This window comes from Micromonospora sp. NPDC049662 (genome assembly GCF_040675055.1).
Classification (GTDB): Bacteria; Actinomycetota; Actinomycetes; order Mycobacteriales; family Micromonosporaceae; genus Micromonospora.
This window is the reverse complement of the sequence record NZ_JBFAOC010000055.1, coordinates 1-13,260: the sequence shown is the minus strand read 5'-3', so window position 1 is coordinate 13,260 and position 13,260 is coordinate 1. Positions and strand designations below refer to the sequence as shown.

The 13,260-nt window shown below is 71.5% G+C and carries 12 protein-coding genes; 4 read left to right on the top strand and 8 right to left on the bottom strand.

Going from position 1 to position 13,260, the window contains the following annotated elements; all coding sequences use genetic code 11:
* Positions 1–136 precede the first annotated feature (136 nt).
* Together AB0J36_RS28080 and AB0J36_RS28075 are read right to left on the bottom strand one after the other, a co-directional pair.
* Complete coding sequence (locus AB0J36_RS28080; protein ID WP_363661333.1) at positions 137–1,036, bottom strand: TIGR01777 family oxidoreductase; 900 nt, start codon at positions 1,034–1,036, stop codon at positions 137–139.
* Positions 1,037–1,173: 137 nt separating this feature from the next.
* Positions 1,174–2,160, bottom strand: a complete 987-nt coding sequence (locus tag AB0J36_RS28075) for an aldo/keto reductase (RefSeq protein ID WP_357397831.1) — start codon at positions 2,158–2,160, stop codon at positions 1,174–1,176.
* Between the two features lie 59 nt (positions 2,161–2,219).
* Here AB0J36_RS28075 and AB0J36_RS28070 point away from each other — a divergent pair, with 59 nt between their 5' ends.
* Positions 2,220–2,606, top strand: coding sequence for a MerR family transcriptional regulator (locus AB0J36_RS28070; RefSeq protein WP_357126647.1), 387 nt, complete (start codon positions 2,220–2,222; stop codon positions 2,604–2,606).
* A gap of 70 nt (positions 2,607–2,676) precedes the next feature.
* Here AB0J36_RS28070 and AB0J36_RS28065 read toward each other — a convergent pair whose 3' ends face one another.
* The 3 genes from AB0J36_RS28065 to AB0J36_RS28055 form a co-directional block, all read right to left on the bottom strand.
* Complete coding sequence (locus tag AB0J36_RS28065; RefSeq protein ID WP_357126650.1) at positions 2,677–3,165, bottom strand: hemerythrin domain-containing protein; 489 nt, start codon at positions 3,163–3,165, stop codon at positions 2,677–2,679.
* An 83-nt stretch (positions 3,166–3,248) separates the two neighbouring features.
* A complete protein-coding gene (locus AB0J36_RS28060; RefSeq protein WP_357126653.1) occupies positions 3,249–4,586 on the bottom strand; it encodes a low temperature requirement protein A in 1,338 nt (445 codons plus the stop codon).
* 45 nt (positions 4,587–4,631) lie between these two features.
* A complete protein-coding gene (locus AB0J36_RS28055; protein WP_357126657.1) occupies positions 4,632–5,201 on the bottom strand; it encodes a helix-turn-helix domain-containing protein in 570 nt (189 codons plus the stop codon).
* Positions 5,202–5,347: 146 nt separating this feature from the next.
* Here AB0J36_RS28055 and AB0J36_RS28050 point away from each other — a divergent pair, with 146 nt between their 5' ends.
* Complete coding sequence (locus AB0J36_RS28050; RefSeq protein ID WP_357126660.1) at positions 5,348–6,283, top strand: SDR family NAD(P)-dependent oxidoreductase; 936 nt, start codon at positions 5,348–5,350, stop codon at positions 6,281–6,283.
* 63 nt (positions 6,284–6,346) lie between these two features.
* Here AB0J36_RS28050 and sucB read toward each other — a convergent pair whose 3' ends face one another.
* Positions 6,347–8,191, bottom strand: coding sequence for a 2-oxoglutarate dehydrogenase, E2 component, dihydrolipoamide succinyltransferase (sucB, locus tag AB0J36_RS28045; RefSeq protein ID WP_357126663.1), 1,845 nt, complete (start codon positions 8,189–8,191; stop codon positions 6,347–6,349).
* 65 nt (positions 8,192–8,256) lie between these two features.
* A complete protein-coding gene (gene lpdA, locus AB0J36_RS28040) occupies positions 8,257–9,648 on the bottom strand; it encodes a dihydrolipoyl dehydrogenase (protein ID WP_357126666.1) in 1,392 nt (463 codons plus the stop codon).
* A gap of 178 nt (positions 9,649–9,826) precedes the next feature.
* Between lpdA and AB0J36_RS28035 the strand changes: the two genes are divergently transcribed.
* A complete protein-coding gene (locus tag AB0J36_RS28035; protein WP_357126669.1) occupies positions 9,827–10,159 on the top strand; it encodes a hypothetical protein in 333 nt (110 codons plus the stop codon).
* A 53-nt stretch (positions 10,160–10,212) separates the two neighbouring features.
* On the opposite strand, the gene AB0J36_RS28030 is transcribed toward AB0J36_RS28035, so the two are convergent.
* Positions 10,213–11,787: a leucyl aminopeptidase gene (locus tag AB0J36_RS28030; protein ID WP_357126672.1), complete on the bottom strand. Its 1,575-nt coding sequence runs from the start codon at positions 11,785–11,787 to the stop codon at positions 10,213–10,215.
* Between the two features lie 161 nt (positions 11,788–11,948).
* Here AB0J36_RS28030 and gcvT point away from each other — a divergent pair, with 161 nt between their 5' ends.
* Entirely contained in the window at positions 11,949–13,079 is a 1,131-nt protein-coding gene (gcvT, locus tag AB0J36_RS28025; protein ID WP_357126675.1) for a glycine cleavage system aminomethyltransferase GcvT, read from the top strand.
* Positions 13,080–13,260: the final 181 nt, after the last annotated feature.

Genomic DNA, 13,260 nt, shown 5'->3' with positions numbered 1-13,260 from the left:
TGCTGTCCCTAGGGTGCTCCTGGGCCGCCCCCGCCGCCGGCGGGCGCGTCGCCCCGTTTTTAATGGTGTTTGGGCTCAGCGAGCGGCCCTTATCTGACGCAAACCTCTTGATCAACGCGAATGGCGGCGGGGCTGGTCAGTCCTGGAGGGCCGTCTTCAGGGCCTCGGGGAGGGTGGGGTGGCGGTAGGGGTAGGCGGCTTCCGTCAGGACTTTGGGGTGGACTCTCGTGCTGGTGAGGGCCTCGTGGGCGAAGCCGCCCAGGGCCACCTTGAGCGCCAGGGCGGGGATCGGGATGATCGCCGGGCGGTGCAGTTGACGGGCCAGCTCGCGGGTGAACTCGGCGTTCGTCACCGGGTTCGGGCCCACCACGTTGACCGGGCCGGCGATCTCGTCGTGCGCCAGCAGGAAGAGGGTCGCGTCCAGCCAGTCCCGCATGGAGATCCACGGCAGCCACTGCCGCCCACTGCCCAGCCGCCCGGCGATGCCCAGCTTGAACGGGAGCAACTGTGGCTTGAGCAGACCGCCGTCGCGGTGCAGCGGCAGGCCGGTGCGGAGTCGGACCACGCGTACCCCGGCGTCCTCGGCCGGTCGGGTCGCGGCCTCCCACACCCGGCAGACGTCGGCCAGGAAACCGTCGCCAGCGGGGGCGTCCTCCTCGACCACCCGGTCGCCGGTGTTGCCGTACCAGCCGACGGCGGACGAGTTGAGCAGCGCCCGGGGTCGGTCGCTGTCGGGGAGGCCGGCGATCGTCGTCGCGAGCGTGGTGGTGCTGTCCACCCGGCTGGTACGGATCGACCGCCGGTAGTCGTCGTTCCAGCGCTTGTCGCCGACGCCCGCGCCGGCCAGGTTGATGACCGCGTCCGACTCGGCGACCACGGCCGGGTCGAGCTGGCCGGCCGCCGGGTCCCACTGCCGCTCGTGCGGGTCGCGCGGCGCGCGTCGCACGAGTCGGGTGACCTGGTGCCCGTCGGCGACGAGCCGGTCGCCCAGTCGGGTGCCGAGGAAGCCGGACGCGCCGGCCATGAGGATCCGCATGCCGTTATCTTCGTCGAAAACCCCACTCCCGGACGCGCCCCGGCCCCACTCCTCGCCGATCTTGCACTTAGTGTCGCCGTTCTGCCCGGGAAGGTCCGTTCTGTCGGGACAGTAAGTGCAAGATCGACGAGGTCGGGTCAGGGGCGTAGGTCGGACAGGAGGCGTTCTACCTCGGCGTATGCCTCTGGGGGGAGGGGGCCCAGCTTCAGGGTTGTCAGGTTCTCGTCGGCTTGGGCGACGGTGCGCAGACCGGGGATCGGCACCGTCCGTGGGCTGCGGGCCAACAGCCAGCCGAGCGCGCCCTGGGCGAGGGTCCGTCCGTCGGCGGTGAGCGCCGCGCGGACCTGCTCGACCCGGGCCGCCCACTCCGGCGTCGGACGGCCGTCGGTGTACCACCGCAACCACTCGGGCGCCCGGCCGCGTACGTCGTCCGCGCCGGGCGCCCGGGTCGAGCCGGTGAGCAGCCCCATCGCCAGTGGCCCCCGGTTGAGGCTCGCCAGGTCGTGGCGGTCGCAGACGGCCAGGACCGCCGCGTTGTCGTTCAGCACCGACTCGTCGTGCTGGATGGCGGCACAGTGCGGTCCGCCGGCCGCGAACGCCGCCGCCGAGGCCGCGTTGTCGGTGCTCCAGCCGTACGCCCGGATCTTGCCCTGGTCGACGAGGCCCTCGAGGGTGTCGACCAGGTCGAGCGCGGCGGACGTCGGCAGTTCGTTGATGTGCAGTTGGTAGAGGTCGACGTGGTCGGTGCCGAGGCGGCGCAGCGAGTCCTCCAGGCTGCGGACGGCGAACGTTCCGCTGGCGTCGGTGCCGAGCCACCGTCGGGTGTCCTCGTCGCTGACGTTGCCGAACTTGGTGGCGATCACCGCCTCGGACCGGCGGCCCGCGAGGGCCCGGCCGAGGACGCGCTCGCTGTGCCCGGCGCCGTAGTTGCTGGCCGTGTCGAAGAGGGTGACGCCGAGGTCGAGAGCCCGGTGAATGGTACGGATCGACTCGTCGTCGTCGACCTCGCCCCAACCGAACGGCTGCCCGCCGTCTCCCCAGAGCGGACCGCCGATCGCCCAGCATCCCATCCCGATCGCGCTCACCTCGATGCCGCTGCGTCCCAGCGTGCGTGTCGTCGTCATGCGGAACAGCCTCCAATCTGGAGTGCGCTCCAGGTCAAGGGCTGGCTAGCATCCGGGGCATGACCGGTTACGCCCCCGCCGAGGCCGCCCGGCGCAGCGGCTTCAGCCTGGACACCCTGCGGTACTACGAGAAGATCGGCCTGCTGGCCGACGTGGGTCGTACGCCGGGTGGCCAGCGCGTCTTCACCGACGACGACCTGAGCTGGCTGCTGCTGTTCCGCTGCCTGCGGGACACCGGGATGCCGATCGCCCAGATGTGCCGGTACGCGTCGCTGGCCCGTGCGGGCGAGCACACCGTCGACGAGCGGCGTGAGCTGCTGCAACAGCACGCGGCGCAGGTGGAGGAGCAGATGCGCCTGCTGCGGCGTCAGTACGACCATCTGCGGGAGAAGATCCGCTTCTACGAGCGGCTGCCCGGCCCGCCCGCCCCCGACGGGGGCCGGTGATCGCGGGGGGCCAGCCTGGCGCGCGCGGCCGACGTGCGGCTCAGCCCGGCGCGCGCCGCCGACGTGCGGCTCAGCCCGGCGCGGTCAGGCCGAGCAACTGCTCGGCTGTCCCGGGCCGGCCGGCGAGCGCGTTCAACGCGCTGACCAGCCGCTTCTCCTCGTAGCGGAAGTGTGTCTCCAGCAGGGCGGCCAACCCGTCCAGCTCGGCGCGTACCTGAGCGGTCGGCAGCGGACGGTCGTCGCCCAGCAGCTCCTCGACCCGGGCGAGGATCCCCGCCACCACCTCGTGGTCGACGATCAGGTTGGCCAGGACCGGGCGCAGCTCGGGCACCTCGTCGGCCAGGACCCGGAACGCGCCCGCGTCCTCGCCGCTGTGGTGGCGGCCGAGCGCGGCGCAGAAGGTCAGGCAGTGGGCCCGTAGGTCCCGCGAGGGAGTGTCCAGGTTGGCCCGGAGGCGGGCCAGCTCCGTGCGGAGCCAGAGGTGGATCTCGATCATCTGGTTGCCGACGGCGGCGAGCCGATCGGTCGGTGAACCCGTTGGGTGCACGTTCGTCCTCATGCTGCGTCCCCGCGCCTCCATGCCCTCGGCGGCCATCGTGCCGGGTACACCGCGACGCTGTCCGACACTCTAGACCGGAATCGTCAGGGCGTGGTCGGCTCGTCGGGCTCCCGGACGTCGTGCCAGCGGGCACGCCACGCCGCCTCGTGCGCCTCGTGCGTCGTCCGTTCCTGGAACACGGCGGACCGCAGCGCGTGCCGGGAGTCCGCCATCACCAGCACCTCGACGGCCACCAGCCCGACGCAGATCACGGTCGCCAGGGTGAGCGCGCCCAGCGCCGGCAGGTGCAGGCCGATGGGCAGGGCCACCGTGAGCGCCACGATGACGCCCACTCGGCTCCAGGTGGCGGTGTGCAGCGTGCGTAGTTGGAACAGCATGTTGACGGCGAAGTAGGTGATCAACCCGCCGAAGAGCATCGGCACGGCCGGCCCCTCGACCTTCTCCGCGATACCGCCGGCCGGGTCGGTGATCTTGTGCAGGATCTCCTCGTTGCCGATCGAGAAGAGGATCACCCCGGCGATCATCGGCAGGTAGAGGTACGCGTACGCGTCGCGGGCCATCGCCACCCGGGGAGCGCCCTCCGCCGCGTGCAGGGCGATCCGGGCGGCGGGCCCGACGAAGTCGAAGTGCGCCCACCAGAGCGCGGCGGTGATCACGATGCCGAGCGCGGCGGCGGCCACCGCCGGCCAGGTGACCGGCTTGCCGAGCAGGTTGCCGCCCACTCCGGTGGAGATGATCGACTCGCCGAGCGCGATGATCAGAATGAGGTCGTAGCGCTCGGTCCAGTGCTCCGCGCTGGTCACCCCCCAACCCCAGGTGCCGACGATGAAGCCGGTGGCGTACTGCACCACCACCACGGCGATCCACAGCCCGTCCCGGACCAGGGCGGCCCGGTCGGGGTCGGTGATCTGCGGCGGGATCAACGCGGCGGCGAGCAGCAGCAGGATGCTCACCGCCAGCTCCGGGGCGAAGCGTCGGAGCTGGCGTCGCTCCTGCGGGCTGTCCCGCACCACGTGCTGGTACAGGATCCAGTGGATGCCTCGCACCACGACGTAACTGATGGCCACCAGCATCGGCCCGGCGGCGCTGCCTCCCGGTTCGCTGAACGCCTGCGGCAGCCCCAGCGCGAACGCGAACAGCGCGACCATCGAGATCACCATGAGCGCCGGTACGTAGCCCTCGCCGAGCCGGACCCGGGTGGCGACCAGGCTGTGCACCACCCAGATCCACCAGAGCACGGCGAGAACCAGGGCGGCGTGCAGCAGTTGGCGACCGGAGATGTTCGCGGCCGTCGCGCGGGTGATGATGAAGAACGAGAAGACGAAGACCAGGTCGAAGAAGACCTCGAACTTGTCCACCCGGGCCCCGGGGGCGATGGGGACGGCGGGTCCCAGTTGTCCGCGCCGCCGGTTACCGCCCACGGTCCCACTCTGGCAGCGTCCGGCCTGGTCGGAGGACGGAACGGGTCAGCCCGCGTCGCGGGAGCGCAGTCCGTCCATCAGTAGGTCCAGCAGCCGGTCGGCCTGGGCGCGCTCGCCGGCGGCCAGGGAGATGCCACTGAGGCCCGCCAGCACGTCACCGGCGGCGACATCGGCTCGGACGGTGCCCGCCGCGACCCCTGCGGCGAGCAATTGGTCGAGCGCCGCCAGCAGCAGGTCGCGGCTCTGCGCGTACGGGTTGGCGCCGGACGCGATGACGAGGCGCAGCGCGTCGGCCATGCCCCGCTTGGTGGCGAGGTAGTCGGTGAAACGGGACATCCAGTCTCGCAGCGCCCGGTCGGGCGGCAACTGGTCAAGTAGCCGCGGCGCGGCGTCGCAGAGCCGGGCCAGCTCGTTGCGGTACGCCGCCTCGATCAGCGCCTCGCGGGTGGGGAAGTGGCGGTACAGGGTGCCGATGCCCACCCCTGCCTCGCGGGCGATGGCGTCGAGCGTTACCTCCGGCCCGGGGCGGGAAAGAGCCTGGACCGCGACCCGAAGCAGGCGTTCACGGTTGCGCAGCGCGTCCGCCCGCAGTGGGCGGGGGCTGGACTCCGGCACCGTCTCCTCCTCGCTGAGTGGGTGTAACGCACCGGCCATGGCAAGCGGAGGCAACTCCGGTTAGTCTCGACCGCAGCGGAGGATCCTCCGCTTCCATCGTACCGGCGGGCCGACCGGCCCGCCCCCAGCTCGGACAAGGATGGATCATGACGACGAGCAACCCGATCACCACGTCGTTCGCCCACGACTCCACCGCCATGGACGTGATCCGGGGCGTGGACCTGGTCGGCCGACGGGCGATCGTCACCGGCGGGTCGTCCGGCATCGGTGTGGAGACCGCCCGTGCCCTGGCCAGCGCCGGCGCGGAGGTCACCCTGGCCGTCCGCAACCCCGACGCCGGCCAGAAGGCCGCCGACGACATCACCGGCACCACCGGCAACGACCGCGTCCTGGTCGCCCCGCTCGACCTAGCCGACCAGAATTCGGTCGCCGACTTCGTCGCCAACTGGGACGGCCCGCTGCACATCCTGGTCAACAACGCCGGCATCATGGCCGCGCCCCTGAGCCGCACCCCGCAGGGCTGGGAGATGCAGTTCGCCACCAACCACCTCGGGCACTTCGCGCTCGCCACCGGGCTGCGCCCGGCGCTCGCCGCCGCCGACGGGGCCCGCATCGTCTCGGTCAGCTCCGCCGCCCACCTGCGCTCGCCCGTCGTCTTCGAGGACATCCAGTACGACCGCCGCGAGTACGAGCCCTGGCAGGCGTACGGGCAGTCGAAGACGGCCAACGTGCTCTTCGCCGTGGAGGCGACCCGCCGCTGGGCCGACGACGGCATCTACACCAACTCGCTGATGCCCGGCGCGATCCGCACCAACCTCCAGCGCTACGTCAGCGAGGAGGAGCTGAACCGCCTGCGCGCCGGCAACGCGGCGGCCTGGAAGACCGTCGAGCAGGGCGCCGCCACGTCGGTGCTGGTGGCCGCGTCCCCGTTGCTCGACGAGGTCGGCGGACGCTACTTCGAGGACTGCCAGCAGGCCGCGCCGGCCCGACCCGACACGCGGACGGGCGTCGCGGACTACGCGCTGGACCCGGAGGCGGCCGAGCGGCTGTGGAAGGTCTCGACCGACCTGCTCAAGGGCTGAGCGGCACAGACGAAGGGGCGCCCCGGTCGATGACCGGGGCGCCCCTTTCGGCGTTACGACGGATCAGGCCAGGCCCAGCTCCGACTCGAAGTTGCCGGCCTCCAGCCGCTCCTTCACCGCGCTCAGGAAGCGGGCCGCGTCGGCGCCGTCGATCAGTCGGTGGTCGTACGACATGGCCAGGTAGACCATCGACCGGACCGCGACGACCTCGCCCAGGTCCGGGTCGTTGACCACGACCGGCCGCTTGACCACGGCACCCGTGCCGAGCATCGCCGACTGCGGCTTCGGCACGATGGGGGTGTCGAAGAGCGCGCCCCGGCTGCCCGTGTTGGTGAGCGTGAAGGTCGCCCCGGCGATCTCGTCCGGGCTGATCTTGTTGGTCCGGGTCCGCTCGGCCAGGTCGGCGACCCGCTTCGCGATGCCACCGAGGTTGAGGTCACCGGCGTTGTGGATGACCGGCACCACGAGGCCCCGCTCGGTGTCCACGGCGATGCCGAGGTGCTCCGCGGCCGGGTAGGTGATCGTGCCGCCGTCCAGGTCCAACTGGGCGTTGACGATCGGGTAGGTCTGCAGCGCCTCGACGGCGGCGAGAGCGAAGAACGGCAGGAAGGACAGCTTGACGCCGTGCCGCTGCACGAACGAGTCCTTCGCCTGCGCCCGCAACTTCGCGACCCGGGTGACGTCCACCTCGACCACCGTGGTGAGCTGCGCCATCTCGTGCAGCGACTCCTGCATCCGGTTGGCGATCGCCTTGCGGATCCGGGGGAGCTTCTCGGTGGTGCCCCGCTTGCCGCTCGGCTGCGGCTTCGCGGCCGGCTTGGCCGGGGTCGCCGCACTGGCGGCGGGCTGTGCCGCCGGAGCCGGCGTGGCCGCCGCGGCCTTGGCCTTCTCGGCCGCGTCGAGGACGTCCTGCTTACGGATCCGGCCACCCACACCGGTGCCGTTGAGCGCGGCCAGGTCCACGCCGTGCTCGTTGGCCAGCTTGCGGACCAGCGGCGTGACGTACCCGGCCGCCTCCTCGCCACCCTGAGCCGGCGCGGACGGGCGCTGCGGCGCGGCGGTCGGCGCGGACGGCTGGGCGGCCTGCTCGGCCTTCGCCGGCTGCGCCGACGCCTCCGCCTCGGCGGCCGGCTCGTTGTACGACATGCCCGGGGTGGGCTCCTCGACCTTCGGCGCCGGCTTCGGCTCGGCCTTGGGGGCCGGCGCGGCCTCCGCCTTCGGCTCGGGCTTCGGCTCGGTCTTCGCCTGGGCCGGGGCCCCACCGGCGACGCCGATGACCACGAGGTCGGCGCCGACCGCGGCGGTCTCGTCCTCGGCGACCTTGATCTCCAGCACGGTGCCGGCGACCGGCGACGGGATCTCCGTGTCGACCTTGTCGGTGGAGACCTCCAGCAGCGGCTCGTCCACCTCGACGGTGTCGCCGACCTGCTTGAGCCAGCGGGTGACCGTACCCTCGGTGACGCTCTCGCCCAGGGCCGGCATCTTGACCGCGGTGCCCTCGCCCGACGACGCGGCGGCCGGAGCCGGCGCCTCGGCCGGGGCCTCGTCCTGCGCCACCTGGTCGGCGGTGCCCTCGGCGGCGGCGGTCGGCTCGGCGGCGGGCTCGACCGACTCGGCCGGCGCCTGCTGCTGCTCCTGCGGGGCGGCCTCGCCACCGCCGGTCGACTCGCCCTCACCGGCGATGACGGCCAGCTCGCTGCCGACCTCGGCGGTCTCGTCCTCGCCGACCACGATGCGGCTCAGCACACCCGCCGCGGGCGACGGGATCTCGGTGTCGACCTTGTCGGTCGAGACCTCGAGCAGGGGCTCGTCGACCTCGACCGTGTCGCCCTCCTGCTTGAGCCAGCGAGTGACGGTGCCCTCGGTGACGCTCTCGCCGAGCCGGGGCATGGTGACCGATACCGGCATTTTCTGAGACTCCTTCATTCCCCTGGTGGGATCTTCGCCCGTCGCCGGACGCCGCGGTTGATTTGTCAGGCGTGCGCGTGCAGCGGCTTGCCGGCGAGGGCCAGGTGCGCCTCGCCCAGGGCCTCGTTCTGGGTCGGGTGGGCGTGCACGAGCTGGGCGACCTCCGCCGGGTAGGCCTCCCAGTTGTAGATGAGCTGAGCCTCGCCGATCAGCTCACCCACCCGGGCGCCGACCATGTGGACGCCGACCACGGGGCCGTCGTTGACCCGGACCAGCTTTACGAAGCCGGTGGTCTTGAGGATCTGGCTCTTGCCGTTGCCACCGAGCGGGTAGTTGTACGACTGGATCTTGTCGGCGCCGTACTGCTCCTTGGCCTTCGCCTCGGTCAGGCCCACCGACGCCAGCTCGGGGTCGCAGTAGGTGACGCGCGGGATGCCCACCTCGTCGATGACGGCCGGGGTCTGGCCGGCGATCTCCTCGGCGACGAAGATGCCCTGCTGGAAGCCCCGGTGCGCGAGCTGGAGGCCGGGCACGATGTCGCCGACCGCGTAGACGTTCGGCACGCTGGTGCGCAGCCGCTCGTCGGTCAGCACGTAGCCGCGGTCCATCTTGACGCCCTGCTCCTCGTACCCGAGGTTCGCGGTGTTCGGACCGCGACCCACCGCGACCAGCAGCAGCTCGGCCTCGACGGTGTCGCCGCCGGAAATGGTCAGCTTGACGCCGTTGTCGGTCTTCTCGACCTTCTCGAACGGCTTGCCGACCTTAAAGTTGATCTTGCGCTTGCGGAACGCCCGCTCCAACGCCTTCGACGACTCCTCGTCCTCGGCGGCGACCAGCCGGGGCAGCGCCTCGACGATCGTCACGTCCACACCGAAGGACTTCCACACGCTGGCGAACTCGACGCCGATCACGCCACCGCCGAGGACGATCACCGACGAGGGGATCCGGTCCAGGGTCAGCGCGTGGTCGCTCGTGATGATCCGCTCGCCGTCGACCTCGAGGCCGGGCAGGCTCTTCGCGTACGAGCCGGAGGCCAGCACGATGTTGCGGCCGGTGTAGCGCTTGCCGTCGACCTCGACCACGTTCTTGTCGACGAGCTTGCCGTGGCCCTCGACGATGGTGATCGACTTGTTGCCCTTCAACATGCCCTGGAGGCCCTTGTAAAGGCGGGCGATCACGCCGTCCTTGTACGAGTTGACCCCCGCCATGTCGATACCGACCAGCTCGGCCTTCACACCGAACTGCTCCGACTCGCGGGTCTGGTCGGCGATCTCGGCCGCGTGCAGCAGCGCCTTCGTCGGGATGCAGCCGTTGTGCAGGCAGGTCCCGCCGAGCTTGCCCTTCTCGACCAGCGCGACCTTCAGGCCCAGCTGGACGGCGCGCAGCGCGGTCGCGTAGCCGCCGCTGCCACCTCCGAGGATGACAATGTCGAAGGTCGCTTCGTTCGGCTCGCTCACGTCCAACTCCCAGGTCGCGTCACTGCATCGGGGGTCACGGAGGTGTAACACGGACACACCCCACCTCGGTCATCTTGTCACCACTGGGCACAGGGTGCGTAGTGAGGTGCCCAACGACACGTCATCGACACGTACCCTTGGCACCGTTGTCGATGACGTCAGGTGGGGGAGAAGTCCGGTGGGGTTGTTCCGGCGTCGCAAACAGACGCGTGTGGCGAGCCACGACCGTGCGGCCGATCGTGGTGATCTGGCCCATCTGGAGAACTTCATCCGGAGCCGGCGAGGTGTCGAGGCGTTCATCGAGCCCCGGACGACGGTCACCGAGACCACCGTCATCCTGATCGCCGACGACGGGGAGTGGACCCGCCGGCGCATCGACGGTCCGGACGGCGCGCGTCGCTTCGCGTACCGGATGGGCATCCCGGTGTACGACGTCCGGCTGATGGGCTATCCGCAGCGGATGCGCGACTTCAACGAGCGCCGCAAGCGCCGCCCCGAGCAGCACATGTAAGGAAGGGCCCCCTGTTAGACGCTAGGCGTTAACAGGGGGCCCTTCCTTACACCTCAGCCGTTGGCGGCGACGTCCTCGACGAGCTGCACCAGGGTGCGGACCGGCACGCCGGTGCCGCCCTTGGTCCAGTAGCCGGTCGGCTCGCCCGAGTGGTAGCCCGGGCCGGCGATGTCGATGTGCGCCCACGCCACGTCGTCGGTCACGAACTCGCGCAGGAACACGCCACCCTGCAGCATGTGCCCGGCCCGGTCCATCCCCGCGTTGACCTGCGAGATGTCCGCCACGTCGGAGTCCATGCCCTTGCGTACGTCGTCCGGCAGCGGCATCGGCCAGGCCGGCTCGCCGACCGAGTCGCCGACCGTGCGGACCCGCTCGCACAGCTCGGGAGTACCCATGACGCCGGCGACCCGCTTACCCAACGCGATCACCTGACCGCCGGTCAGGGTGGACGTCTCGAACAGGTAGTCCGTGCCGTCGGCGCAGGCGCGGGCGATGGCGTCGGCCAGCACCATCCGGCCCTCGGCGTCGGTGTTGAGCACCTCCACCTTCTTGCCGCTGAACATGCTGATCACGTCGCCCGGCCGGTAGCTGGTGCCGGACGGCATGTTCTCGGCCATCGGCAGGTACGCGCTGACCGCCACGTTCGGCTTCAACGCGGCGATCGCCAGCATCGCCGCACCCACCGCGGCGGCGCCCGCCATGTCGGACTTCATCTCCCACATGCCCTGCGCCGGCTTGATCGAGATGCCGCCGGTGTCGAAGGTGATGCCCTTGCCGACCAGCGCGACCCGCTTGCCGTTGCCGGCGTCCTGCGGCGTGTAGGTGAGCTTCACCAGCCGCGGCGGGGCCTCCGAACCCTGCCCGACCGCGATGATGCCGCCGTACCCGCCGGCGGCCAGCGCCGCCTCGTCCAGCACCTCGACGCCGAGGCCGGCGTCCCGGGCGGCGGCGGCCACGGCGTCGGCGAACGACGGGGGACGCAGCTCGTTCGGGGCGGTGTTCACCCAGTCCCGGCTGGTCCGGACCGCGCCGGCGACCGCCTGCGCGCGGGTGATCTCCGCCTGGGCGCCCGTGTCGGCGGCGTCCGGAACAGCGATGAGCACCTCGGCCACCGGCTCCCGCCGGGCCGGCTGCGGCCGGGTCTTGTAACCGGCGAAGCGATAGCCGCCGAGCAGCGCGCCCTCGGCGACCGCGCGCAGCGCCGCCAGCGCGTCCGCGTCGTCGGGCAACGGCAGGCTGAGCGCCACCTTCGGCGCGCCCGCCAGGGCCCGCACCGCGGCGCCAGCCGCGCGGCGCAGCGTCTCCGGCGCCGGGGCGGCGCCCGTCGGCTCGGGGCCGAGCCCGACCGCGACGACCAGTGGGGCCGTGACGGTACCCAGTGTGGCCAGCTTGATCACCTCGCCCGGGCCACCGGTCGCGCCGAGCAGCGCCAGCGTCTCGGTCAGCTTGCCGTCGAACGCGACGGCGATGCTCTCCGCGCCGCTGCCGAGCAGCAGGGTGCCGGCGAGGCCGCTGGTGGCGTCCTGCTCTCCGGTCTGGCTGTGCACGCCGATCACGATCGCGTCGACGGCGAGCTCCGCCGGGTCGGTGTCGACCAGGCTCAGGGTGGTCGTGCGGGGGGTTGTCACTGAAGCTACTCCGGGCGGGCCGGGCCGGTCGCGTCGTCGCGTACCAGCGGTGAAGGTCTCCGGCGGAACCTACCCGCCGGACGTCAGGGCTGTCCCGTCGATCACGCAACGGGGTCCCGCCGATGCTAACCAGCGGCGTAACCCCCGGTAAGTTGCCACCCATGACCGACGTGACCTCCGCCGCCGCCGCGACCCGGCTGCGACGTTCCCCGCTGCACGAGCGGCACACCGCCGCCGGCGCCAAGTTCGCCCCCTTCGGGGGCTGGGAGATGCCGCTGGAGTACGCCGGCGGCGGGGTGCTCAAGGAGCACACGGCGGTGCGGACGGCGGTGGGGGTCTTCGACGTGTCGCACCTGGGCAAGGTCCGGGTGACCGGTCCCGGAGCGGCCGAGTTCGTCAACTCGTGCCTCAGCAACGACCTGGGCCGCATCGGGCCGGGCCGCGCCCAGTACACGCTGTGCTGCGACGACGCCACCGGCGGCGTGGTGGACGACATCATCGCCTACCTGTACGCCGACGACCACGTCTTCCTCATCCCGAACGCCGCGAACACCACCGAGGTTGTACGCCGGTTGCGCGCCGCCGCGCCGGAGCGGATCACCGTCACCGACGAGCACGAGGCGTACGCGGTGCTGGCCGTGCAGGGCCCCCGCTCCGCCGACCTGCTCGCCGCCCTCGACCTGCCCACCGAGCACGGCTACATGAGCTTCGACGCCGCCAGCCTCGCCGCCGTGGAGCTGACCGTCTGCCGTACCGGCTACACCGGCGAGCTGGGCTACGAGCTGGTGGTGCCGGCGGAGCAGGCGGTGACCGTGTGGGACGCGCTCTTCGCCGCCGGCGAGGCGTTCGAGCTGCGCGCCTGCGGCCTCGCCGCCCGGGACACGTTGCGCACCGAGATGGGGTACCCGCTGCACGGGCAGGACCTCTCGTTGGACATCACCCCGGTGCAGGCCCGCTCCGGTTGGGCCGTCGGCTGGGACAAGCCGGCGTTCTGGGGCCGTGACGCGCTGCGTGCCGAGAAGGCCGCCGGCCCTCGTCGTACGCTGCGTGGCCTGGTGGCCGTCGACCGCGCCATCCCGCGCCCCGGGATGACCCTGCACGTCGGCGACCAGCAGGTCGGCGTGGTGACGAGCGGCACCTTCAGCCCCACCAGGAAGCAGGGCATCGCCCTGGCCCTGGTCGACACGGACGCCAACCTCCCCGAAGGCGCCGAGGTCGAGATCGACATCCGCGGCCGCCGCGCCCCCCTGACCGTAACCAAACCCCCCTTCGTAACCCCCTCAACCCACTAACCCAAACCCCCACCCCCACCCCCACCCCACCCCACCGCGCTGCACGAGCCCCACCCGCACTCGTTGATCAAGAGGTTCGCGTCAAAATACCGCCGGGAAATTACGCGAAACTCATTTTAAACGAGGTGAAGGGTATTGCACACGACTGAAAAACAATCACTAACCATAAAAAAAGGTTTGC

Bases quoted from the DNA above. Each gene is read 5' to 3' on its own strand.
- AB0J36_RS28080 (WP_363661333.1), bottom strand. From the start codon at position 1,036: ATGCGGATCCTCATGGCCGGCGCGTCCGGCTTCCTCGGCACCCGACTG.
- AB0J36_RS28075 (WP_357397831.1), bottom strand. From the start codon at position 2,160: ATGACGACGACACGCACGCTGGGACGCAGCGGCATCGAGGTGAGCGCG.
- AB0J36_RS28070 (WP_357126647.1), top strand. From the start codon at position 2,220: ATGACCGGTTACGCCCCCGCCGAGGCCGCCCGGCGCAGCGGCTTCAGC.
- AB0J36_RS28065 (WP_357126650.1), bottom strand. From the start codon at position 3,165: ATGAGGACGAACGTGCACCCAACGGGTTCACCGACCGATCGGCTCGCC.
- AB0J36_RS28050 (WP_357126660.1), top strand. From the start codon at position 5,348: ATGACGACGAGCAACCCGATCACCACGTCGTTCGCCCACGACTCCACC.
- sucB (WP_357126663.1), bottom strand. From the start codon at position 8,191: ATGCCGGTATCGGTCACCATGCCCCGGCTCGGCGAGAGCGTCACCGAG.
- gcvT (WP_357126675.1), top strand. From the start codon at position 11,949: ATGACCGACGTGACCTCCGCCGCCGCCGCGACCCGGCTGCGACGTTCC.